This is a genomic window from Arthrobacter sp. AG258 (assembly GCF_004364695.1).
GTDB lineage: Bacteria > Actinomycetota > Actinomycetes > Actinomycetales > Micrococcaceae > Arthrobacter.
In genome coordinates this window covers 644,644-667,798 of the sequence record NZ_SOBI01000001.1, presented here as the reverse complement: position 1 = coordinate 667,798, position 23,155 = coordinate 644,644, and the positions used below count along the sequence as shown (strand labels likewise).

Here is a 23,155-nt window from a genome sequence, read left to right as displayed (position 1 = left end):
GCGTCTTAAGTTACGCACAGGAGGGAAATCCGGAAAGGGGTGGCCGGGCGCCGCCGCCGCGAGGAGGAGGACGGCGGCGCCCGGGCCGGTGGCTGCGACCACATACGCAGCCACGTTGGAGGGGTTACTTGAACAGGGCGTTGACCTGGTCGTTGGCCTGGGTGAGGGAGCTGGCCTTGGCCTTGCCGGATACCACGGCGTCCATGGCCGGCTTCATGATGCCGTCAACCTTGGCGGCGTTGTCCGCGATCGGGTAGAGGAACGTGGTGCCGTCCTTGACCTGCTGGCTGAACGGGGTCACGTCAACGCCCTTGGCCTTGAACGCTTCCACTGCCTTGTCGGCGGAGGTCTTGATGGCGGGGAAGACAACGGCCTTGGCAGCCACCACGTCCTGGCAGGCTGCGGAGCCCAGGTATTCCACCCACTTGATGGCGGCCTCCGGCTTCTTGGTGCCGGCGTAGATGGAGTCCGCCAGGCCGTTGTACATGCTGGCGCGCTTGCCGTCGACACCCTTGGGCGTCGGGGCGATGCCCACCTTGACGTCCTTGTAGCCGGTGTACTGGCCGATCATCCACGAACCGTTGGCATTGATGACGGACTTGCCGGCGGCAAAGGTGTCCGCCATGCTGGCGCCCACCGTGGTTTCAAGTTTCGGCATGTAGCCCTTGTCCACCAGCCCGGCGAACCAGTCGATGCTTTCCTGGAACTTGGGGTCGTCGTAGTTGAAGTGCTTGCCCCACGGGTTCTTGTCCGTGTGCGTCCAGCCGGTGGTTCCGGTCAGGTAGCTCCACTCGGTCTGGCCCTGGCCCGAGCCGGAGCCGTTGAGCCCGAGCCCGTAGACGGCCACGTTGTTCTTGTCGAAGCCGGCTTCGTCGCCGCGCTTGCCGTTCTTGTCCACGGTCAGGTGGGCGATCGTCTTTTCGTACGTGCCGCCGTCCTGGGGGTTCCAGCTCAGGTTGGCCATCTGTTCGGGGGTGACGCCGGCGTCGGCCGCGAGCTTGGTGTTGTAGAACAGGGCGATGGTGTCCCAGTCCTTGGGCAGACCGTACCGCTTGCCGTCCTGGCCAACCCAGAGGTCCGCGAGCCCGGAGTTGTAGATGCCGGTATCGATGTTGTCCTTCTTGACGGCGTCATCAAGGGCGAGCAGTTGCTTGTTCTTGATGAATTCCGGGTACTTGCCCAGGTGGTCGGTGAAGACGTCCGGGGCGGTGCCCGCCACGAAGCCGTTGGTGAGGGTGCCCCAGTAGTCGTCCCAGCCGCGCTGGGTGACCTTGACGGTGATGTCCGGGTTGGCCTTATGGAAGTCGTCGGCGCACTGCTTGTACGCCGGGAGCTGGTTGGCATCCCACAGCCAGTAGTTGATTTCGCCCTTGCCGGCCTCGGCGGATCCGCCGCCTCCGCAGGCTGACAGCGCCAGGACAGCGGCCGCTGCTGCGGCGAGGGAGGTGAGTGCTTTCTTTTTCATGGGTGTTCCTTTCACAGTGCTTCCGGGCAGGCCGCCATGGCCCGGCGCCGGGATGGGACGGGTGGGTTACGCGGAAAGGCGGTTACTTGATGCCGGAGAAGCCGATGGAGTTGACGATTTTCTTGCCGAACGCGGCGAACAGGATCAGGACCGGAAGGGCGGAGACCAGGGTGGCTGCCATCAGCCCGGACCAGTCGGGCGCGCCCTGCGGCGACTGGGATTTGAAGACGCCCAGGCCCACCGTGAGGACGCGGACGGATTCGTCCTGGCCCACCAGCAGCGGCCAGAAGTACTCGTTCCACTGGCCGATGAAGGTGAGCAGGGCAAGCGTGGCGATGGGGGCTGCGGCGTTGGGCAGGATGATCTGGAAGAAGATCCGAAGGTGCTTGGCGCCGTCGAGCATGGCCGCTTCCTCCACCTCGCGGGACATGTTCAGGAAGAACTGCCGCAGGAAGAAGATGGCGAACGGGGTCATGAAGATGTAGGGGAGTACCAGGCCCGCCAGGGTGTTGAGCAGGCCCAGGTTCTTGATGAGCAGGAAGTTGGGCAGTGCAGTGAAGATGGGCGGCACCATCATGGTGGCCAGGAAGAGGCTGAACACCAGGTTCCGTCCCCGCCACCGCAGCCGGGCGAACGCGTAGGCGGCCATGGCGCTGAAGAACACGGCCCCGGTAGTAGTGATGGAGGCGAAGAGCACGGAGTTGCGGAGGTAGCTCCAGAAGTCGATCTGGGCGCCGGATCCGCCTTCGGCGACAGCTTCCTCGGGCGATTGCAGGCCGAAGACCCGTTTGAAGGCGCCCAGGTTGAAGTCGGCCGGGAGCAGGTTGGTGGCGTTGCCGGCAAGGGATCCGTTGGTGGACAGCGCCGTCCGCAGGATCCAGTAGAACGGGAGGATTGAGACGGCGACTGCGAGGGCAACGAGGGCCCAGGCGGCGGCGCGGCGCCAGTTGAACGGACGACGGCGGGCGGCGGGCCGGGCAGGGGCGGAAACTTTTGCGGTGGTCATGGAAGTGTCCTTAGTCCAGGTCTGATTCGTTGCCCTTGAGGAACTTCATCTGGATGAAGGCCACCAGGGCGAGGATGACGAAGAGGATGACTGCCAGGGCGGAGCCGTATCCGAAGTCCGATTCCGTGAAGGCCTTTTGGTAGATGTAGAACTGCAGCACCCGGCTGGCGTTGACCGGGCCGCCCATGGTGGTCACGGCCACGGTGTCGAAGACCTGGAAGGAGCCGATGACGGTGACGATCAGGACCAGGACCAGGACGGGACGCAGCAGCGGCACCGTGATTTTGCGGAACGTCTGCCACGGGGAGGCGCCATCCAGGTTGGCCACCTCGTAGACATGGTGGGGGATGGACTGCAGGCCGGCGAAGAGCAGCAGCGCTGTGTAGCCCATGTGCCGCCATGTGTTGATGAGCGCCTGGGTGGGGATGGCCCATTCCTCGCTGCCGAAAAACGCCACTTTGGGCAGGCCGATGGATTCGATGAGGTAGTTGACGATGCCGATCTGGTAGTCCAGGAGCCAGAACCACAGGAGGGCGGCGATCACGTTGGCCATCAGGTACGGCAGCAGGAGTGCGCCGCGGATCCAGGTTGACTTGGCCACCCGGTGCATCAGCAGGGCCAGTCCCAGGGCCAGTGCGGTCTGCAGGACGATGTTGATCAGGACGTACTGCGAGGTGACCGCCAGGGCGTTCCAGAACAGGGGATCTTTGGCGATTGCCTCGTAGTTGGCGGTGCCGATCCACGTGGGGTCCCCGAGGATGCTGTATTCGGTGAAGCTGAGGTAGATGCCGCGAAGCGTCGGCACCAGGTAAAAGACGAGAAATCCGATCATGGCGGGAGCGATGAAGAACAGCGCGATCTTCAGGTCACTTTGTCCCCGGCGCTTCAGCGGCCGGTGCACTGCGTGCTCTGCCGGGCTGGCGTTCCTGGTAAGGGTGGTCATCATCGACCCTTTCCTGATTGTGATGGAAGTAACAGGCTGCGAGACAATCTACACGAGTAGATATGAGGGTGGCAAGAGGTCAATTTCCGCCTAACTTCATGGAGTTTTGTCCGATTTACGGATATTGACTCGAGTAGAAAGTGATGTAAGACTCAGGTACCTCCCTGATGAAAGGCATGACAATGACGTTCTCGATCGGCATCGTGGGCGCGGGCCAGTTCGGCTCCCAGTTCGCGCACCTGTTCAACCTGCACCCCGGTGTCCACGCCGTCTACGTGGCCGATGAGCGCCCGGAACGTGCGGCCGAGGCCGTCGAACGGTACAACCTGGCGGGGCAGGAAGCGGACTTCGACGCCGTGCTGGCCTCCGACGTCGACGCCGTTGCCATCTTCACCCAGCGCTGGACCCACGGCCCCCTGGTGGAACGGGCGCTCCGCGCCGGCAAGCACGTCTACTCAGCCGTTCCCATGGCAGTCTCGGAAGCGGAAATCGCCCGCATCATCGACGCCGTCCGGGAAACCGGAAACGTCTACATGATGGGTGAAACCAGCTACTACAACCCCGCCACTGTCTATGCCCGCGAGCAGCACGCTGCCGGCAAATTCGGCAGGGTCTTCTACTCCGAGGGCGACTACGTCCACGACATGGACCTGGGGTTCTACGACGCCTACCAGTACAGCGGCGGCGAGCGGTGGAAAGAAACCGCCAGCTACCCGCCCATGCTTTACCCCACGCACGCGATCGGCGGCGTACTCGGGGCCCTTCCGGCACATGCCGTCAGCGTCAGCTGCGTCGGGGTCAGGGACCAGCGGAACGACGGCGTCTTCGACAAGGACGTCAGCATGTTCGGCAACGACCTTTCCAACGCCACCGCGCTCTTCGAACTGAACGACGGCGGCGCCATGCGCACCAACGAAATGCGCCGGGTGGGCTACCCCTCCCACATCCGCGAATCCAGGTTCCGGTTCTTCGGCACCGAGGCCAGCTTCGAACAGCTCGCCAAGGTCACCGTGTGGCAGGACAAACAAGACGTCCACGACATCTCCGAACAGATGGAAACCCGGCCCAGCATTCCGCTGGACGATCCGTCGCTGGCCAACGTCGCCCCCGAACTCCGGGACGCCTTCGTGTCGGGACTCGCCCCGGTGCACGACGCAGCACGGCTGCCCGCGGAGTTCCACGGCGCACCCAACGGGCATGAGGGCAGCCACCATTTCCTGGTGGACGACTTCGTCACCGCGGTGAACAACCGCTCGCTGCCGCCCGTTAATGCCTGGGTTGCCGCCCGGTTCACGCTTCCCGGGATCGTGGCCCACGAATCGGCACGGCAAAACGGCGCGCGGCTGCCCATCCGTGACTTCGGCGACGCGCCCGCCACCTGGTAGCTAGCATGTACTCCATGACCACTTCGGCTGTGCCGTCCCCGCGCGGGCCGGTGACGCGCAAGGATGTTGCCCGGTTCGCGGGCGTCAGCACCGCCGTCGTCAGCTACGTGGTCAACGGAGGTCCCAAGAAGGTGGCCCCCGCCACCGAAGCCAAAGTCCAGGACGCCATCCGCGTCCTCGGCTACCGGCCCAATGCCGCTGCCAGGGCGCTCAAGCTGGGGTCCAGCGAGACGCTGGGGCTCATTGTCCCGGATATCGCCAACCCCTTCTTCTCGTTGTTCTCCCACGCGGTGGAGGACGCGGCCGCCGCCCTTGGCTATGCCCTGGTCCTGAGCAACTCGGACGGGAACCTGGCCAAGGAGCGGCGGAACGTCCGCAACCTCGCCGCCCGGCAGGTGGACGGGGTGCTGCTCGCCAGCGTCCTCTTCGAACCGGACCTTGAAGTCCTGGAGACCGCGGACATCCCGGCGGTGCTGTTGAACCAGGAGCGCGATGCGCCCGGGTTCAACAGCGTCGGCGTGGATCTGGCAACAGGAGCCAGGATCGCGGTGGAACACCTAATCGGCCATGGGCACACCAATATCGGGCTGGCGATGGGCACCAACGTCTCCGGCTCCACCGACGGCCGCGAACTGGGCTGGCGCGAGGCGCTCCAGGAGGCAGGCCTGCCGGAAGGCCCCATCGCCTACAGCGCCTTCACCAGGCCGGGCGGGTATACCGCCGGGCAGCGGCTGCTGGCATCGGTGAACCGGCCCACCGCCATCTTTGCCACGTCCGACATGCAGGGCATCGGACTCCTCCGCGCCATCCACGAGGCGGGCCTCTCGGTTCCGGGCGACATCGCCATCGCGTCCTTTGACGGATCGGCGGACTCGGAATACTCCTGGCCGCCGCTGACCACCGTGGAGCAGCCGGTGGTGGCCATGGCCGAAGCCGCCGTCGGGGCGCTGCTGGAAGCCGGCCGCGGCGGGAAACCGCGGCACCGGATCTTCCCCACTACGCTGCGCATCCGCCAGTCCTGCGGCTGCCCGTAGGAGCTAGGCCGGCGCAGCGATCCGCAGCCGGCTGACGCTCTCCTGCAGGATCCGGCGGGCGTCCGCGCTGAGGCCGGCATCACTGATGACCTCGTCCGCTTCCTCCAGCGCGGCGATGGTGCTCATGCCCTGCGTACCCCACTTGGTGTGGTCCGCCACCACCACCAGCTTCCGGGACGCCGCCACGAAGGCCCGGTCGGTCTCCGCCTCCAGGAGGTTGGGAGTGGTGAATCCTGCTTCCGGATCCATGCCGTGCACGCCCAAAAACAGCAAGTCCAGATGCAGCTGTTTCAGTGCCGCGGTGGCAATCGGCCCCACCAGGGCGTCCGACGGCGTGCGCTCGCCCCCGATCAGGATCACGGTTGAACCGTAGCGGGCAGCCCCGGAAGCGGCCCCGTGGTGGAACAGGTCCGCAATGCGCACGGAGTTGGTCACCACCGTGATCCGTGGCCCCTTGGCCAGTTCCTGGGCCAGCGCCCAGGTGGTGGTGCCGGCGCTGAGGCCCACCGCCATGCCCTCATGCACCATCCGCGCGGCCTCGGCCGCAATGGCGCGCTTCTCGGCCGGCAGCTGGGTCGACTTCAGTTCAAAGCCGGGCTCATGGGTGGTTGCACCGCCGGGGAGCTTGGCCCCGCCGTGGATCCGCTCCACCCGGCCGCCCTCCTCCAGCAGCTCGATGTCCCGCCGGACCGTCATGAGCGAGACACCCAGCTGGTGGGCGAGGTCTGACACACGGACCACCCGCTCCCGCTGGACGGCGTCCACGATGGCCTGGTGACGTGCTGCGGGAAGCATGGAGTTCCTTTCGGGCGGCTAAGGGAGCGGTGTCCCGTTCACGTTCCATCTTTGCCTACCCCTTGCTGGAACCAAGAGTCAGCCCCGCCACAAACTGCCGCTGCAGGAGCAGGTAGATGATCAGGGTGGGGATGACGGTGATGACCGCACCAGCCGCCAGGAGGTTGTAGTTGTTCAGGAACTGGCCCTGGAGGTTGTTGATGGCGGTGGTGATGGGGAGGCGGTTGCCGCTTTGGATGAAGAGCAGGGGCCAGAAGTAGTCGTTGTAGATGAAGATGACTTCCAGCGTGCCCAGGGCGGCGAACGCCGGCCGGCACAGGGGCAGGATGATTTCCCTGTACTGCCGCCAGATGCCCGCCCCGTCCACCAGCGCCGCTTCGGTCAGGTCTGCGGACAGCGCCTTCATGTAGTTGGACAGCACGAACGTGCAGAACCCCATCTGGAAGGCCGTGTCCACGGCGATCACGATGATGTAGGTGTTGAGCATGTTCCCCGAATCGCTGAACGAGTAGGGCACCGTAAGGTGCTTGGCCATCTCGAACAGGGGCGCGGCGAGGACCTGCGGGGGAAGGAGGTTGCCTGCGGTGAACATGATCAGCAGGGTGATGTTGAACTTCCAGCTGACCCGGCTCACGGCGAAGGCCATAAGCGAGGCGAGGAACAGGGTGAGCAGCACGGCCGGGACCGTGATGATCACCGAATTCCAGAAGTAGGTGGAAAACCCGCCCTGCGTCCAGGCCTGGATGAAATTGTCGAAGTTGAACGCGCCGGCCAGGCTGAAGTACCCATACTGGTTGGTGGAGGCCACCGGCCTGAGCGCGGTGAAGACGGACCAGCCAAGCGGGACCAGCCACATGATGGCCATGATGGTCAGGAAGATGTGGGTCCCGTAGTGCCGCTTGGGGCGGCTCCCTGACCGGGTTCCGGCGCCTGCGGGAACCGGCCGGGGCCGGGCTGCAACATTGCTCATGCTCTGTTCTCCTTGCCAAAGGTGCGGCTGAGGTAGAAAACGATGGGGACAAGGGAAATCACCAGCAGGACCACGGCCAGCGCGGAGCCCACGCCGATCACCTGGCCTTCGCCCACGAGGTTCTGGATGACCAGCGCGCTGAGCATTTCCAGGCCGTTGGTGCCGCGGTTGATCACGTACACCACGTCGAAGGCGCGGAGGGACTCGATGATGGTGATGACCACGATGACGATGTTGATCGGCCGCATGGCCGGGAAGACCACGCGGAAGAAGGTTTGCGTGGCGGAGGCGCCGTCGATGGCTGCGGCTTCCTTCAGGCTGGGGTCCACGCCCTTGAGGCCGGCCAGGTAGAGCAGCATGACGTAGCCGGCATGGCGCCAGGTTGCGGCGATCATGGCGGCCCAGATGTTGACGGACGAATCGCCGAACCAGTCCACAGCCTGCGGCGTCCCCGCCGTTCCCAGGATGAAGTTCAGCAGGCCGTTGTCACGCTGGTAGAACAGTTGCCAGATGATACCGATCAGGGCGAGGGACAGCATGACCGGGGCGAAGAAGATGCTCTGGTAGATCTTGCTGCCGCGGATGTTCTGGTCCAGGAGTACGGCCAGCAGCAGGCCCAGCGGGGTGGCGATGAGGGCCAGGAACAGCAACCACAGCATGTTGTGCTGCACCGCGGGCCAGAACGGCGGGTAGTCCTGTGTGATGAACTGGTAGTTGTCGGTGCCGGCCGGGCGGAGGTCGGCCAGGTCCAGGCCGTTCCAGCGGGTGAAGCTCAGCCCGACGGACATCAGCATGGGCAGCCAGACCAGCATCAGTTCAATCAGGGTGGGAATCCCCACCATCAGGGCCAGGACCAGCTTGTCCCGGCTGGACAGGCGGCGTACCCGGCCGCGCCCGGGCCGCCGCTTCGTGGGCGCTCCGATCGGGTCCCTGGACTCCGGCGGAATCAATTCTTGTGCGGTGCTGCTCATGGGATTCTTCCCCTTGCTTGGTCCGGATGCAGGAGGGGGAACGACGACGGCGCACGCCAAGCGCCGCCGTCGCCGTTCCGTGGGCGGAACTACTGCGCTGCGTACAGCGTCTTGGCCTGGGCCTCAAGGTTTTTGACGTCCATGGTGCCGTCCTTGATGAACGTCTGCAGGGCCGGAATCATCACGTTGTTGGCCATGGCCGGCAGCGCATCGCGGTCAAAGAACTGGCTGATGTTCTTCGCACCCGCAATGGTGTCGGCACATTTCTTGTTCAGGGGCGTGAACGATGAAGTGTCTGCGCCCTTGGCGGTGGCGATGTTTGACGAGTCCACCTTGGCGTACGCATTCTGCGCCTCCGGTGTGCCGAGGAACGCAAGGAAGTCGCGGGCTGCCTTGTTGTCCCCGCCCTTCTTGGACAACAGCAGTCCGTCGATGGGGGCTTCGACAGAGTCCCTGCCTTCCATGGCGATCTCGGGGAAAGCGAAGAAATCGATGTCGGCCAGGACCGTGGGGTCGGTGAACTGCTGGGTGACGAAGGAACCAAGCAGGTACATCCCGGTTTTCTTCTCCCCCAGAGCCTTTGCGGCGTCCTGCCAGGTCTGGCCCAGGGCTCCCGGGTCCTGGAACGGCAGGAGTGCCTTCCAGGTGTCAAAGACGTCACTGACTTTCTTCTGGTCCCAGGACTCCTTGTGGGCGCAGAGGTCCACGTGGAACTGGTACCCGTTGAGCCGCATGTTGATGTAGTCGAACGTGCCCATGGCCGGCCAGCCGTCCTTGTCGGCAAAGCCGATGGGAATCAACCCGTCAGCCTTCATTTTCGTGGCCAGCGCCTTGAGGTCATCGAACGTTGCCGGTACCTGGTAGCCCTTTTCGGTCCAGAGGCTCTTCCGGTAGAAGAACCCCCACGGGTAGTTGTAATTCGGAACGAAGTACATCTTCCCGTCAGGGCCGGTGGACGCCTTTTTCAAGGCGTCCGAATAGTTGGCGCCGACGGTCTGCCAGACATCGTCGATAGGTGCCAGCAGTCCCTTGCCCGCGTAGTACTGCATCCGGTAACCGGCGAACCAGGTGAATGCATCGTCGGGGGAGCCCTGCAGGTAGGAGTTGATCTTGTTCTGGAAATCGTTGTGGGGAACCACGTTGGTGGTGACCGTCTTGCCGGTCTTGGCGGTGAAAGCGTCCGTCACGGCCTGGTAGGCGCGCTTGGGCACGTCGTCCGAGGACCCGGAGCCGAAAGTGAGGCCGGAGGATTCCGACCCCGTTGCCGACGGTGCGCTCCCGCCGGTGCAGGCGGCGAGGAACGGGATGCCGGCCAGGCCAACCGCTCCTACGCCGACCGTCTTGAGGATGGTCCGCCTGCTCGGAAATGCGGTGGCGGACGCATCAAACTGTGAAGCCATGTTCTCTCCCTTGAAAAATAGCCGCGTGTGAGGCACCTCACATACGCTGACTATAACCTCGCAAAAGCGAACATGGAAGAACGGTAAATAACATTTTGCGCATCGATTTTTTTGAATCGTCACAAATGCGGACGGCCCCGTCTTCCCCGTGATGGCGGGGGAAACGGGGCCGTCCGATGGTTCCCGGCTCGATGCTAAGCCAGTGTTACTTTCTGAGCGACTGCGCGATCTGCTGCATGATCGTGGGGTCGGAAAGCGTGGTGGCGTCACCCGGGTCGCGGCCTTCCGCAACGTCCTTGAGGAGGCGCCGCATAATCTTCCCGGATCGGGTCTTGGGCAGCTCGGGGACCACCAGGATGTTCTTTGGTTTGGCGATCGGGCCGATTTCCTTGCCCACATGGTTGCGCAGTTCCTGGACGGTGGCATCGCCGTTGTTCACGGCATCGCCGCGGAGGATGACGAACGCGACGACGGCCTGGCCGGTGGTCTCGTCCGAGGCGCCCACGACGGCGGCCTCCGCCACGGCGGGATGGGACACCAGGGCGGACTCGATCTCCGTGGTGGAGAGCCGGTGCCCGGAGACGTTCATGACGTCGTCCACCCGGCCCAGGAGCCAGATGTCCCCGTCCTCATCCTTCTTGGCCCCGTCCCCGGCGAAGTACATGTTTTCAAACCGGGACCAGTACGTGTCCTTGAACCGCTCGGGGTCCCCCCAGATGCCACGCAGCATGGATGGCCAGGGTTCGCGGATTACCAGGAAGCCGCCGTGGCCGTCGGGAACGGACTGGCCCATCTCGTCCACCACGTCCACGGCAATGCCGGGCAGCGGGACCTGGGCCGAGCCGGGCTTGGTGGCGGTGACACCCGGCAGCGGAGCGATCATCTGGGCGCCGGTCTCTGTCTGCCACCAAGTGTCCACAATCGGCGCCTTGTCCCCACCGATCACCTTGCGGTACCACATCCAGGCCTCGGGGTTGATCGACTCGCCCACCGAGCCCAGGACGCGGATCGAGGACAGATCGTACTTGCCCGGGATCTCGGCGCCCCACTTCATGAAGGTGCGGATGGCGGTAGGGGCGGTGTAGAGGATGGAGACCTTGTACTTTTCCACGATCTCCCACCATCGGCCCTGGTGCGGGGAGTCCGGGGTGCCCTCGTAGATGACCTGGGTGGCGCCGTTGATGAGCGGGGCGTAGGCAACATACGAGTGGCCGGTGATCCAGCCGACGTCGGCCGTGCACCAGTAGACGTCCGTTTCGGGGTGCAGGTCGAACACGGCCTTGTGCGTGTATGCGCCCTGGGTGAGGTACCCGCCGGTGGTGTGCAGGATCCCCTTGGGCTTCCCTGTGGTCCCTGAGGTGTACAGGATGAACAGCGGGTGCTCGGAATCGTGGCCCACCGCGGTGTGTTCCGCGGACGCGGCGCCCACCGTATCCGCCCACCAGTGGTCCCGTCCCTCGTGCCAGTCCACGTCCTGGCCGTTGCGCTTGACCACCACCACGTTCTGCACGGTGTGGCCGTCGTGGGCCAGGGCATCGTCGACGGCCGGCTTCAGCGGGCTGGGCTTGCCGCGCCGGTAGGTGCCGTCAGCGGTCACCACCAGCTTGGCCTCGGCGTCGTCGATCCGGGAGCGGAGCGCCTCGGCCGAGAAACCGCCGAACACCACCGAATGCACCGCGCCGATCCGGGCACATGCCAGCAGCGTGATCACGGCCTCCGGGATCATCGGCAGGTACACCGCCACCCGGTCACCCTTGGCAACGCCCAAGGACTCGAAAGCGTTGGCCGCCTTCTTCACCTCTTCGGTCAGCTCCGCATAGGTGTACGCGCGGGTGTCGCCGGGTTCACCCTCGAAATGGATGGCCACCCGGTCACCGTTGCCGGCCTCCACGTGCCGGTCCAACGCGTTGTACGCGGCGTTGATTTCGCCGCCAACGAACCATTTCGCGAACGGCGGATCAGACCAGTCCAGCGCCTGCGTGAAGTCCTTGGACCAGGTCAGCAGCTCCCGGGCCTTCTTCGCCCAAAACGCCGGCCGGTCCGCGTTGGCATCGTCGTACTCGGCTGCCGTGGCGACGGCACCGGCTGCAAACTCGGCGCTGGGAGGGAAGGCCCGGGTCTCGTGCAGCAGGTTCGCGAAAGCGTCACCCTGCTGGCCGGACTGGGCTGCGGCCGGGGCGGAATCCGACGGAACCGTGGCCGTGGAGCTGGGGGTGTCCTGGGACATATGAACCTCATCATTCATCGATCGTCGCCGCGGGATGCCATCACCGCAGGGCCCGCCGTTGGCGCGGCACTGGGCTCCAGCCGGGACGGACATACCGCAAAGAGCTGTTCCGCAACCAAGCCTAATGCTTGCCGCGGACCCAATGTGCCCGCCGTCACAGATGCGCCAGCGAACGGCATTTGTTAAGCGGTGAATGGTGTGCAGGCCACTCCGGCGGCCCTGTGCCAGCTAGTGATCAGCTTGGCTGTTGACTAGGCTGAGATGGAATTGTGACTTCACTTCGGACCGCTCCGGCCAGGCATGGACCGTGCCGGGCCGGAGCCGGACCGCATGTCAAGACGGCACAGTTTTCGGGTCCGCACGGGCCCGGTGCCGCCACGCTAAGGAGAGCAGAATGAACCAGCAGAGCTTCGGCCAGCGAACGGCCCCGCACACCCAAGCGGGACCCGGCGGCTCCGGGTCAGCCGGGGGACCAGGCAACCAAAACCCTGCCGGCAGCACCGCTGCAGCTCAGAAGGCGGCCGCGGGGAAGATTGACCCGAACGCCAACCAGGCAGTGCTCGGTCCGTTCACGGTACGCGACCTTGCAGTTTTCGCCGGCACCCTGATCCTTTTCGTCGCATCCCTGCTGCCACTGTTCGGCGCCCGCTACAACCTGTGGAACCTCAACAACCTGTTCTTCCTGGGGCTGGGCATCATCCTGCCGCTGATCGCCAGCGCGCTGTTCGCTGCACGCCGCCTGGTGCCGGGCACTAAAATCCGGGTGGGGTCGCTGTCTATCGACCAGTTCGCCTCGGTAGTGGCCTCCTTCGCCGTCGCCTTTTTCTTCCTGTCGGTTGCCGGCGCCTATGCCACCAGCCTGCTGGTGGGCCTGATCGGCTCCCTCGTCCTGTTCGCCGCCACGGTCCTCGGCCGCTTCATCCCCTACCTCGCCGGTGATTTCAAAGGCCGGGCCGATGAACCGGCCCATATCGTGGCGCGCGAAGCCGCTGTGCCGGTGCGGAAGCCCCGCGCCCCCAAGCCAGCAAAGCCGGAGTCCGGCTCCGCCCAGTCCAAGACCGGGTTCGGACTCAAGGGTGCAGGCGTCTTTGGCAGCGGAGGCGCCGGGTCATCCGCGATCCAGCCGGGAGGCGCCAGCCACGAACCTGCCGGCAGCGGGCAGCCGCCCGCCACGGCCGCCGTGCCCGCCTCGGCTGCTGCAGCGCCTGCCCCTGCTCCTTCCGGCTCGGCACCTGCTCCTTCCGCGCCGGCATCCTCCACTCCGGTGTCCACCGCACCGGAGGTCTTGGACCGTACCCGCGAGGTGGATGCCGGGCCGCCCACCCAGGCAGCCGACGTCGTCCGTCCTGCTGCGACGCCCGCGGCGGAGGAAACCCAGGCAGCCGACGTCGTCCGTCCCGCAGCGACGCCCGCGGCGGAGGAAACGCGCGCAGCCGCTGCTCCGGCGGCGGGTGCCCCGCAGCCGGCCTGGGAGCCACCGGCCGCCACCGCGGTGCACCAGCAGGTCCGGCCCGAAGAGCCCATCGGCGCAACCGTGGACCCCACTGCCCGCCACGACGAGGCGGACGCACAGCCTGCCCACGAGGCCTTCTGGTTTGCCGTGGCGCAGCACCGCACCGCCTTTGATCCCCGGACCGGGGCGCCTGCCTTCGTCATCGAACCCGGCGGGTGGGTGCTGGCACTGGAAGACCGGGGACACGAGTTCCTGGTCCAGCACACTGACGGCCGGCTGGGCATCCTGCGCGACCTCAGCAACATCGAGCGCGGCTGACGCCCATGGCCGGGCTCCGTGCGGCCATGCCCGGCGGGAACGACCCCGCCGGGCAAACCGCGAACAAAGACCAGGTTCCCGGCATGCCCGTGGTCCCGGCAGAATCCTTGCTGGCACTGAAACGGCGGGCGCGGCGCATCCACAAGGCGCTGGCGGAAAAATACCCCTACGCCCACGCGGAGCTCGATTTCCGCAACCCCTTCGAACTGCTCGTGGCAACCGTGCTGTCCGCCCAGACCACGGACGTCACCGTCAACCAGGTCACCAAAGTGCTGTTCGCGCGCTGGCCTGACGCCCGTTCCCTGGCGGAAGCGGATCCGGTGGAGCTGGAAACCATCCTTAAGCCCACCGGATTCTTCCGTGCCAAAGCCAAGAACGTCCTTGCGCTGTGCACGCGCCTTGTGGACGACTTCGACGGCGAGGTTCCGGGCCGGATGAAGGACCTGGTCACGTTGCCCGGCGTCGGACGCAAGACGGCCAACGTAGTCCTGGGCAACGCCTTCGGCGTCCCGGGCATCTCTGTGGACACCCACTTCGCCCGCCTCACCAAAAGGTTCGGCTGGACGCAGTCCGAGGATCCCGTACAGATCGAACAGGACGTGGCCAGGCTCTTGGAGCGCAAGGACTGGACCATGCTGTCCCACCGGGTCATCTTCCACGGCCGGCGCGTATGCCACGCCCGCAAGCCGGCCTGCGGTGCCTGCCCCGTGGCCAACTGGTGCCCCTCCTATGGCATGGGAGAGACGGACCCGGCCAAGGCAGCCAAGCTCCTGAAATATGAGTTGGCGCCCGGCAGCGAAGCCCTGCTGGAGCAGTACCTGTCAGAGCAGCACCGGGCCGCCGAGATCCGGATGGCGTCCCAGGTGAGGACCCCGTGAGCGCGCGCGAAGACCTCGCCAGGCTGGTCCGGCAGGCCGAATCGGGAACCGCCGGCCCCCCTGACCCGCGCTGGGCGGCGCTGACCGTGGATGTAGAGCGCGCCCGCAGGGCAGCCGTCCTCATGCTTTTCGGCGTGCTCGACGACGTCCCCGCGGCGTCCGGCAAGCCGTTGGCCGCGGCCGACCTGGACGTCCTTCTCCTGGAACGGGCCCATACCCTGGGGTCCCACCCGGGGCAGGTGGCGTTCCCCGGCGGCAGCATCGACCGGGACGAGACACCCGTGGCGGCTGCGCTGAGGGAGGCCGAGGAGGAAACCGGGCTGGACTCGGCCGGCGTGGAGGTCCTGGGCACCCTCCAGGAGTTGGGCCTGGCGCACAGCAACTTCCTGGTGACGCCGGTCCTCGCCTGGTGGCATGCTCCGTCGCCGGTCCGGGTGGTGGACTACGGTGAATCAGCCCAAGTGTTCCGCGTCCCGGTCCGGGACCTGCTGGACCCCGACAACCGGGTGATGGCCACCGTCCACCGGGCAGGCCGCACGTTCGACAGCCCGGCCTTCACCGTCAACGGCGTGCTGGTATGGGGGTTCACCGGCATTGTGCTCAGCGGGCTGTTCGACCAGCTCGGCTGGTCCGTCCCGTGGGACCGGAACCGGCTGCACCCGGTAGCGGTTTAGGCCTCAGGCCTGCCGGCGCAAGTCCACGACAATGCCCGTGGCGGCATTCTCCCGCATTGCCTTGATGCCGTCCCGCAGCGTCGTCAGGGATGGAAAAGTCGGAGAAACCGCGACGACATTCCCTTCGGCGTCTGTAAGCCGCAGCCGGTAGGACTCGTCCCCAACACGGTGTATTTCAAATCTTCCCGCCATGGACGGGGACCTCCCTGGTATGCGTCGTTGCATCAGTGACCGGATCTGCTTCAGCCATTTTGACTGTAACCGCCGTCACCGCACCCGTCGAGCTACCGCCCGGTAGGTTACTTTGCGTCTCAAAGGCGTGTTTTTTGCCGAACCTCAGGCGACCTATTTGGCACGGTCGTAGGAATCCACCACGGCAAGGCTCACCGGAAACTCCACCGGTATTGGGCCAAACAACAGTTCCCTGGCGGCGCTGGCCGCTTCCTCGATGGCGGCGATGCACGCCTCCACCCGCCCTGCCGGCGCGTGCACCATCACTTCGTCGTGGAGGAAGAACACCAGCTCGGGCCGGCCGGCCCCGCTCCCCACCGCGCCGTCAGCCCGCAAGGTGCGCAACCGTCGTCGTAATTCCGCCAGCCAGCACGCCGCCCAGTCCGCCGCCGAGCCCTGGACCACGAAGTTCCGCGTGAAACGGCCCCGTGACCGGGCGATCGACTCAGCCCGCCGTTGCTCCTCCGCTGTCGACGAACGCTGGCTTTGGTACCAGCGCTCGGACGGGGGAGGGCTGCTCCGGCCCAGCCTGGTAGTGACCGTTCCACCGGCTTCGCCCGCACGTGCAGCCCGCTCCACGAAGTCGACGGCGCGGGGATAGATGCGCGCCAGCTGCGGCATCAGCCGGCCTGCTTCACCGGACGTGGCACCATACATTGCGCCCAGCAGCGCCATCTTCGCCTTGGCCCGGTCCCCGCCGAATCCCTTGGCGGCAATGCCGGCATAGAGGTCCTGGTCCCGGGCCGCTTCCGCCATGGACGAGTCCTGTGCGAGGGCCGCCAGAACCCGGGGTTCGAGCTGCGAGGCGTCCGCAACGATGAGCTTGTGGCCGGGATCGGCGTGCACGGCACCGCGGACCTGGCGTGGAATCTGCAGGGCGCCGCCGCCGCGGGAAGCCCAGCGGCCCGAGACCACGCCACCCACGACGTATTCCGGCCGGAACCGGCCGCCGTCCACCCAGGCATCCAACCAGGACCAACCGTTGGCCGTGTGCAGCCGCGACAGGCTCTTGTACTCCAGCAGCGGCTCAATGACCGGGTGGCTGGACTCCCTCAGCTCCCATTTCCGGGTGCTCTTCACCTCGATTCCGTTGCGGTGCAGGGCCCGCATCAAGTCCTGCGGCGAATCCGGATTGAGTCCGGGAGCGTTGAGCAGGCCACGCAGTTCCGCCGCCAACGCTTCGAGCCTGGGCGGACGCTGTCCGGCGGCGGGCCGGGGCCCCAGGTGGCCTGACAGGATGTGTTCGTGCAGGTCTTCGCGCCAGGGGACGCCAGTATGCTGCATCTCCGCAGCCACCATGGCGCCCGCTGACTCCGCCGCCAGCAGCAGCTGGAGCCGGTTCCGGCGGTTTTCCGCCGTGTCCACCGCAGCCATGGCGGCCTGCTGGGCCGAGTATTCGGCTCGTAGCTCGTCCAGGGACACGCCGGGCGCGGCACCGGCGTTGGGGTCTTCGAACAATGCGCCCTGGTCCGCCGGGGGACGCGGCGGCAGCAGTGCCTTCGGGGGCAGCATCGGATCCTCCACGGGGACCCGGTCCGTGTTCCGGGCATACTCCGTGTGCGCGCTGAACTGCGAAAAGGCCAGGATGTTGCCGCAGAGGCTGACGTCATAGCAACGCTCCACCTCCACCCCGGATTTGAGCAGTGCCGGATACCAGTCCTGCGTCCGGTGCCAAATCCAGCGGGGCGGCTGGCCGCCGGGGCGCCGGGCTTCCAGGTCGCGGACGACGGCGGCAAGGTCCGTCAGTGCCACGGACCGGGGTTCCGGGTTGGCCGGTTCGGGATGTCCCGCCTGCGTCAGTTGCTGGAGTACCGCGCCGCGGGAATGGGCGGCGAGCAGCAGGTACATGCTCCAATTCTGCCCTGTCCGCGGAGCTGCCCCGACGCACGTTGTCCACATACAGGATTTCCTGCCTACTCCACGGGTCGGGATGTGGACAGAGTGGCTCCATGAGCAGGCACCAGCTGAACGCACCCCGGTCCGGCCCGGGACATTCCGGGGCACCTTCGCGGCGGCCGCCGGACGGGGAAGCAGGCCCGACTGTTGGTTCAGCCGATGGGAGGGACGTACGAGGCGCGGCCTGGCTGCCGGATGGGTCCGGTGAAGTATTGCTGGTCACCGCCTCCGGGGTATTGCGTTCCGAGGTGGAGCGCATCGTGGCGGCCGCGGGGGCGCACTTGCGTGTTGTCCCCGATGCCGTCGAAGCCGGGCGGCACTGGGATACCGCGGCAGCAGTCCTTGTGGGCAGCGATGTGCGGGAACTGCCGCCGCGCAGACGCACGCCGGCGGTCATGGTTGGCCTGGACGGTGAAGGGGACAGCCTCTGGCACCTCGCCGCCGCCCTGGGGGCGGAACGCGTTGCCGTACTGCCGGACGCCGCGGCCTGGCTGGCAGACCACCTTAGCCGGTCCCGCTCACCGGGTCCGGGTGGAGTGGTCCTGGGCATCACGGGCGGGTGCGGCGGGGCAGGGGCCACCACGGCTGCCATCTGGATTGCGCAGGCAGCCGCCCGGCTCGGTGTGCGCGTCCTGATGGTTGACGGCGATCCCTGGGGCGGGGGACTTGAACTTGCGCTCGCCGCGGAGGACAATCCTGGCCTCCGCTGGCCGGACCTCGCCGAGGCCAGGGGCAGCATCGACCCCGTGCAGCTGGTGGATTCCCTGCCTGCGGCGGGAGGGTTGTCCTTCCTCTCGTGGCCTGCCACCCGGGAGCAACCCCTGCCGGTCCCCGCCGCTGCCATGGCCGGGGTCCTCGACGCCGCCCGCCGTGGCTACGAACTGGTGGTGGTCGATGTGGGGCGGGGTGCAGGGCCGCTGACCACGGTGGCGTGGGACTGCGACCGGATCATGGTGGTGGTCCCGGCCCAACTCAAGGCTGCGGTGGCAACCGTGCGACTGCTCCAGGAGCTTCCCCCGGTCGAGGCGGCACTGCTGGTCCGCGGGCGTTCGGGCGCCGCGTTGGACAGTTCGCTGATCGCCGACGCCGTCGGGCTGCCGGTGCATGGCAGGATCCCTGAACTGCGCGCCGTACCAGGTGCCACGGAAGCGGGCCGCCTGCTGGACTTGGGGAAGCGGCGCAACATCCGGCGCTTCGCCGCCGCCGCCCTCGATTGGCTGGGCGATGACCTGTACGCGGGGGACGTGGCATGAGGCACCCGCAGGGAACTCCCGGAATCATTGGGCGGGATCCGGGCAGCGGGGCGGCGCAAGGAAACGCCGGCGCCCGGCGGAGTGCCCGGATCCTGGAAACCAACCAGGCAGGCCGCTCCTGGCGGTCGCGGGATGCAGCAGGGACCGGAAGGGCAGTGGACGCCGGCCTGCTGGAGTCGGTCCGCGAGTCGATGATGGCCGAGGCAGGGGCCGTGACGCCCTCACGGGTTGCCGCGGCGGTCCAGGCCACCGGCAAGCTGCTGGGTACCGCCGGTTCGCTGGCAGCAGTAGAGCGGATCAGCGCCGAACTCAACGGCCTGGGCCCGCTTCAGGAACTCACCCGGGATCCGGCCGTCACGGACATTTTCGTGAACGAGCCGGGTTCTGTCTGGGTGGACCGGGGACATGGCATCGAGCGGGTTTCCGTCCGGTTCGCCGATGAAGCCCAGGTGCGGGCACTGGCCGGCAGGCTTGTGGCTGCAGGTGGCCGTCGCCTGGATGACGGCTCGCCGTGCGTCGATGTAAGGCTTGCCGGCGGCTACCGTGTCCACGCCGTGTTGCCGCCGGTTTCCACGTCCGGGACGCTCCTGAGCATCCGGATCCGCCGGGAGCAGGTGTTCAACATGGCGGAGCTTCGGGCCGCCGGAATGTTCGGCGCGCGGGTGCAGGCAGTGCTGGAGGCCGTGGTGGCCAGGAGGTTAAGCTTCCTGGTCAGCGGGGCCACCGGTTCCGGCAAGACCACGCTGCTGTCCACGTTGTTGGGATTGTGTGCGCCGGACGAACGCCTCGTCCTGATCGAGGATGCGTCCGAGCTCAACCCGGTCCACCCGCACGTGGTGGCCCTTGAATCGCGTCATGGAAACCTTGAAGGCGGGGGAGCCGTGGACCTGGGGGAACTCGTCAGGCAGGCCCTGCGCATGCGCCCGGACCGCCTGGTGGTGGGCGAGTGCCGGGGGCCCGAAGTGCGCGAGCTCCTCACCGCGATGAACACCGGCCACAGCGGTGGCGGCGGAACCATCCATGCCAACACCGCAACGGCGGTCCCGGCCAGGCTCACAGCACTCGGGGCCCTCGCCGGATTGGGACCGGAGGCCGTGCGGCTCCAGGCGGCCAGCGCGCTGGACGTGGTCATCCACCTCGGCCGGACGCCCCGGGGCAGGGAAGTCCTCTGTGTGGGACTCCTCGCAGACGGTCCCGAGGGCCTTGGCGTGGTGCCGGCCGTCGAGGAATCCGGAAAGCCGGGCCCGGCGTGGCCTGCGCTGGCAGCCCGGTTGGGGCTGGATTCCGGGGAAGCCCTGTGACACTCTTCCTGGTGGCGCTCCTTTGCGCCGCCGCGCTGCTCCTCAAACCGCCGCTGCGTGCGCCGGCGAGGTTGCGTTCCGTGGCGCGGAATTCCACGGGTGCGCAACGAACCCCCAGGCGCACGATGGTGCCGTGGTCCCGGCGCGCCGGCCGCGGCTCTGTCGGTAAACGCGGAATGGGCCTGACCCTGGTGGTGCAGCAGCTGGCGGCGCTGCTCAGGGGCGGAAGGACGCCCGCCCGGCTGTGGGATGAACTGTGGACCGTGTACGGCGTCCCCGGCGGCCAGGCGAAGCGGCTCCAGGATGCCGCATGCCCCGACCGGCCCGTACTGTCGAGGGGGTCAACCACAGTCCTCGCATCAGCGCGTGCAGCCGCGGCTACCGGAGCTCCCGTGTCCGAGGCCATCCGTCGGGTGCTTCCCACGGCGTTCACGGGCCGGGACCGTGAAGCCGCAACATGGTCCGAGCTGGCGGCCTGCCTCGATATCGCTGAAGCCAGCGGATGCCCGCTCGCTGACGTGCTGACCAGGTTCGCGGCCCAGCTGGAGGCCGCTGAGGACGCCGACGCCGCCAGGCAGACGGCCCTCGCCGGGCCTAAGGCCACGGTCCGCCTGCTGACCTGGCTTCCGTTGATGGGACTCGGCCTGGGCGCAGCCTTGGGGGTCGATCCGGTGGCCACGCTGCTGGGCACTCCGCTGGGACTGGCAGCGCTGGCAGGCGGCGTAGTCCTCACCCTGGCCGGCCGGGTATGGTCCGCCCGGCTCGTTTCGGCCGCCGCGGAGTCAGGGCCATGATGCCGGAATGGGGCCACGGGCCGGCCCTGTTCCTGCTCCTCGCCATGGCTGCCTGGTTGTCGTGCTCGGGCCGCAGCCGGTCACGCCAACGCCTGCGGCAGCTTAACCTGGACACCCCGCGGGAGAACCACCCCCAGGCGGCTGCGCGGACCGAAAACCGCTGTGCCCGCGGCCTTAAGGACACGGCCATGATGCTCGAACTCGTGGCGGCGATGCTGGATGCCGGCGCCGGAATCGGGCGATCGCTGGAACTGGTGGCCGCTTCCGCAGCCCCCCACTACCGGGACTCGCTGCGTCCTGTGGTCTCCGCGTTGGCCATCGGCGCCGACTGGGAGACGGCGTGGCGCAGCTCTGCGGTACGGCTCCCGGAGGTCCTGGAGCTTCGGGATGCCCTGGGGTTTGCCGCGCTGACCGGCGCACCCTCGTCCGCGATCCTGTATGCGCAGGCTGCAAGGCTTCGGCGGGAGAGATTCCGTGCCGCAGAAAAACGCGCCGCGTCGCTCGGCGTGAAGCTGGTGGTCCCGCTGGGCCTTTGCTCGCTGCCGGCCTTCATCTGCCTGGGCGTCGTCCCGGTGCTGCTTGCCCTGGTTCCATCCGGTTCCTAGGCCTCCGCCCGGGTACCCCGGCGCCTCTGTCCTTTCCTCCACAAGCTGGCGGCGGCCCGGCTTTTCCACTTAGCCCACCCCACCCCTTACCGGCCGCAGCGCCGGCGGGAAGAGTCGAGACAGCCGGGAAACACCCCGGCAGACCCGCGAAAGGAAAACACATGTCCATCCACCACCACCGCTGCTCCGCCGGAACCCCTGCGCTCGCCGACTCCGCCACGGCCGGCACCTCACCCGGCGGTCAAGGGTTCGCCACCGGCGGTACCGGGCACGCTTCCGCGCCCATCGCTTCTGCCAGGCATGGCGCAGCGGCCGCAGACGGCAATGTCGTTGAGCTTTACCCGGGATCGGATCCATTCCGGCATGGGAACCGGCGCAGGGCCGGGCTGCTGGGCTCTGAGGCAGGTATGGCCACGGCGGAATATGCCATCGCCACCCTGGCCGCTGTCGGCTTCGCCGGGCTGCTCGTGTTCATCCTTCGCAGTGATGAAGTCCGCGGCTTCCTGCTGAACCTGATCCGGACCGCGCTGGCGTTGCCGTGACCGGCCCCCATGCGCCGGGCAGGACCCGTTCGCCGGACAAACGCCAGGCCGCGGGCAACACCAGTTCGCAGGACCCGCCCCATGCGCCGCACAAACACAATGTACCGGGCACTGCCGATGTGTCGCCAAGGGGGATGGCCAGGGGCGCGGTCACAGCAGAGTTCGCCGTGGCGCTGCCGGCGGTACTGGCGCTGCTTGCCATGCTGCTGGCCGGAGTTGCCGCAGGTATGACGCAACTGCGGATCGAAGAAGGAGCCCGCGCCGGGGCGCGGGCCCTGGCCCGGGGCGAAGACCCCGGCGCCGTGCAACATACAGTCAGGACCCTTGCCGGCGACTCGGCGGCCGCGTCCATTGCGGCCGACGGCGAATGGTTCAGCATCACCGTCACCGACCATGTGTCCGGACCCCTGGGAGCGTCCATTCCGTGGACCCTCACCGCACGCGCGTCGACGCGGAGTGAGTCGCCGGGAACCGGTGGCGCAGACGGGACCCGCAACTGCATCGGCCTGACCGATGGAAAGGGCAACCGGTGACGGGGATGGAAACGCGCCTCCCAGCAAAGGCCCGCGCGTGCCGCCCAGCCTCAAGGGAGTGCCCAGCCGACAGGCTGGGTCGCCTTGGCGGTTCGTCCAGCTGGACGGCTGCGCACGATGGCCGGGAGCGCGGCTCCGGAACGGTCATGGCGGCAGGGCTGGCGCTGGTGGTCATGACAGCCATGGCCGTCATGCTCTTGCTCGCCCAGTCGGCCGTGCTGGCCAGCCGGGCGGCTGCAGCCGCGGACTTGGCAGCCCTCGCAGCGGCCGACGCCCTCCGCGGCATCACCACCGGGGAACCCTGCCTGGTTGCCTCAGAGGTATCGGGCCGCCATGCCGCCACAATGATCAGTTGCGTGGAAGGGGCCGGGCAGACGATTGACGTGCGGACCGAGCTTAACGAACGGTCGCTCCTGGGCGCCGCCACGGGACATGCACGGGCCGGGCCACCTCCGTGAGGAGATGCCATGGGGGGCGGCGC

General features: G+C 67.1%; 22 protein-coding genes. 12 read left to right on the top strand and 10 right to left on the bottom strand.

Features of this window, described 5'->3' with window-relative positions:
* Positions 1-124 precede the first annotated feature (124 nt).
* The 3 genes from DFO47_RS03135 to DFO47_RS03125 form a co-directional block, all read right to left on the bottom strand.
* Entirely contained in the window at positions 125-1,465 is a 1,341-nt protein-coding gene (locus tag DFO47_RS03135) for a sugar ABC transporter substrate-binding protein (protein ID WP_133830627.1), read from the bottom strand.
* A gap of 82 nt (positions 1,466-1,547) precedes the next feature.
* Entirely contained in the window at positions 1,548-2,471 is a 924-nt protein-coding gene (locus DFO47_RS03130; protein ID WP_133830626.1) for a carbohydrate ABC transporter permease, read from the bottom strand.
* Positions 2,472-2,481: 10 nt separating this feature from the next.
* A complete protein-coding gene (locus DFO47_RS03125; RefSeq protein WP_133830680.1) occupies positions 2,482-3,414 on the bottom strand; it encodes a sugar ABC transporter permease in 933 nt (310 codons plus the stop codon).
* A gap of 182 nt (positions 3,415-3,596) precedes the next feature.
* Between DFO47_RS03125 and DFO47_RS03120 the strand changes: the two genes are divergently transcribed.
* Both DFO47_RS03120 and DFO47_RS03115 read left to right on the top strand, forming a co-directional pair.
* A complete protein-coding gene (locus tag DFO47_RS03120; protein WP_133830679.1) occupies positions 3,597-4,799 on the top strand; it encodes a Gfo/Idh/MocA family oxidoreductase in 1,203 nt (400 codons plus the stop codon).
* A gap of 14 nt (positions 4,800-4,813) precedes the next feature.
* Positions 4,814-5,833 carry a LacI family DNA-binding transcriptional regulator gene (locus tag DFO47_RS03115; RefSeq protein ID WP_109045373.1) on the top strand — a complete coding sequence of 340 codons (1,020 nt, stop codon included), beginning with the start codon at positions 4,814-4,816 and terminating at the stop codon, positions 5,831-5,833.
* Between the two features lie 3 nt (positions 5,834-5,836).
* On the opposite strand, the gene DFO47_RS03110 is transcribed toward DFO47_RS03115, so the two are convergent.
* From DFO47_RS03110 to acs, 5 genes are all read right to left on the bottom strand, one after another.
* A complete protein-coding gene (locus DFO47_RS03110) occupies positions 5,837-6,628 on the bottom strand; it encodes a DeoR/GlpR family DNA-binding transcription regulator (protein ID WP_018761849.1) in 792 nt (263 codons plus the stop codon).
* Between the two features lie 55 nt (positions 6,629-6,683).
* On the bottom strand, positions 6,684-7,598 hold the full coding sequence (locus DFO47_RS03105; protein ID WP_133830625.1) for a carbohydrate ABC transporter permease: 915 nt from the start codon (positions 7,596-7,598) through the stop codon (positions 6,684-6,686).
* Complete coding sequence (locus DFO47_RS03100) at positions 7,595-8,569, bottom strand: sugar ABC transporter permease (RefSeq protein WP_133830624.1); 975 nt, start codon at positions 8,567-8,569, stop codon at positions 7,595-7,597. Before DFO47_RS03100 ends, DFO47_RS03105 begins: the two co-directional genes overlap by 4 nt.
* Positions 8,570-8,658: 89 nt before the next feature.
* Positions 8,659-9,969, bottom strand: coding sequence for an ABC transporter substrate-binding protein (locus DFO47_RS03095; protein WP_133830623.1), 1,311 nt, complete (start codon positions 9,967-9,969; stop codon positions 8,659-8,661).
* 205 nt (positions 9,970-10,174) lie between these two features.
* A complete protein-coding gene (acs, locus tag DFO47_RS03090; RefSeq protein ID WP_018761845.1) occupies positions 10,175-12,196 on the bottom strand; it encodes an acetate--CoA ligase in 2,022 nt (673 codons plus the stop codon).
* A gap of 394 nt (positions 12,197-12,590) precedes the next feature.
* On the opposite strand from acs, the gene DFO47_RS03085 reads away from it, so the two are divergent.
* The 3 genes from DFO47_RS03085 to DFO47_RS03075 all read left to right on the top strand — a co-directional run bounded on the left by DFO47_RS03085 (position 12,591) and on the right by DFO47_RS03075 (position 15,519).
* Positions 12,591-13,967 (top strand): hypothetical protein, encoded by a 1,377-nt coding sequence (locus DFO47_RS03085; protein ID WP_133830622.1) that lies wholly within the window; start codon positions 12,591-12,593, stop codon positions 13,965-13,967.
* Between the two features lie 83 nt (positions 13,968-14,050).
* Positions 14,051-14,845, top strand: a complete 795-nt coding sequence (nth, locus tag DFO47_RS03080; protein WP_133830678.1) for an endonuclease III — start codon at positions 14,051-14,053, stop codon at positions 14,843-14,845.
* The gene (locus DFO47_RS03075) at positions 14,842-15,519 is read left to right on the top strand and encodes a CoA pyrophosphatase (RefSeq protein ID WP_109045161.1); all 678 of its coding nucleotides are present in this window, start codon (positions 14,842-14,844) and stop codon (positions 15,517-15,519) included. Before nth ends, DFO47_RS03075 begins: the two co-directional genes overlap by 4 nt.
* A gap of 3 nt (positions 15,520-15,522) precedes the next feature.
* Here the strand turns inward: DFO47_RS03075 and DFO47_RS03070 are convergent, their stop codons facing one another.
* Both DFO47_RS03070 and DFO47_RS03065 read right to left on the bottom strand, forming a co-directional pair.
* Complete coding sequence (locus DFO47_RS03070) at positions 15,523-15,711, bottom strand: YegP family protein (protein ID WP_133830621.1); 189 nt, start codon at positions 15,709-15,711, stop codon at positions 15,523-15,525.
* 153 nt (positions 15,712-15,864) lie between these two features.
* Positions 15,865-17,598: a bifunctional 3'-5' exonuclease/DNA polymerase gene (locus DFO47_RS03065; RefSeq protein WP_133830620.1), complete on the bottom strand. Its 1,734-nt coding sequence runs from the start codon at positions 17,596-17,598 to the stop codon at positions 15,865-15,867.
* Positions 17,599-17,858: 260 nt separating this feature from the next.
* Here DFO47_RS03065 and ssd point away from each other — a divergent pair, with 260 nt between their 5' ends.
* The 7 genes from ssd to DFO47_RS03030 all read left to right on the top strand — a co-directional run bounded on the left by ssd (position 17,859) and on the right by DFO47_RS03030 (position 23,132).
* Positions 17,859-18,899 carry a septum site-determining protein Ssd gene (ssd, locus tag DFO47_RS03060; RefSeq protein WP_109045163.1) on the top strand — a complete coding sequence of 347 codons (1,041 nt, stop codon included), beginning with the start codon at positions 17,859-17,861 and terminating at the stop codon, positions 18,897-18,899.
* Entirely contained in the window at positions 18,896-20,200 is a 1,305-nt protein-coding gene (locus DFO47_RS03055) for a TadA family conjugal transfer-associated ATPase (RefSeq protein ID WP_243835313.1), read from the top strand. The genes ssd and DFO47_RS03055 overlap by 4 nt, the downstream gene beginning before the upstream one ends.
* Entirely contained in the window at positions 20,197-20,994 is a 798-nt protein-coding gene (locus DFO47_RS03050; RefSeq protein ID WP_133830619.1) for a hypothetical protein, read from the top strand. The genes DFO47_RS03055 and DFO47_RS03050 overlap by 4 nt, the downstream gene beginning before the upstream one ends.
* On the top strand, positions 20,991-21,599 hold the full coding sequence (locus tag DFO47_RS03045) for a type II secretion system F family protein (protein ID WP_109045165.1): 609 nt from the start codon (positions 20,991-20,993) through the stop codon (positions 21,597-21,599). The genes DFO47_RS03050 and DFO47_RS03045 overlap by 4 nt, the downstream gene beginning before the upstream one ends.
* 161 nt (positions 21,600-21,760) lie before the next feature.
* Complete coding sequence (locus tag DFO47_RS03040) at positions 21,761-22,141, top strand: DUF4244 domain-containing protein (RefSeq protein WP_018761836.1); 381 nt, start codon at positions 21,761-21,763, stop codon at positions 22,139-22,141.
* Positions 22,142-22,275: 134 nt separating this feature from the next.
* Complete coding sequence (locus DFO47_RS03035) at positions 22,276-22,674, top strand: TadE family type IV pilus minor pilin (protein WP_133830618.1); 399 nt, start codon at positions 22,276-22,278, stop codon at positions 22,672-22,674.
* 74 nt (positions 22,675-22,748) lie between these two features.
* The gene (locus tag DFO47_RS03030) at positions 22,749-23,132 is read left to right on the top strand and encodes an Rv3654c family TadE-like protein (protein WP_133830676.1); all 384 of its coding nucleotides are present in this window, start codon (positions 22,749-22,751) and stop codon (positions 23,130-23,132) included.
* Positions 23,133-23,155 lie beyond the last annotated feature (23 nt).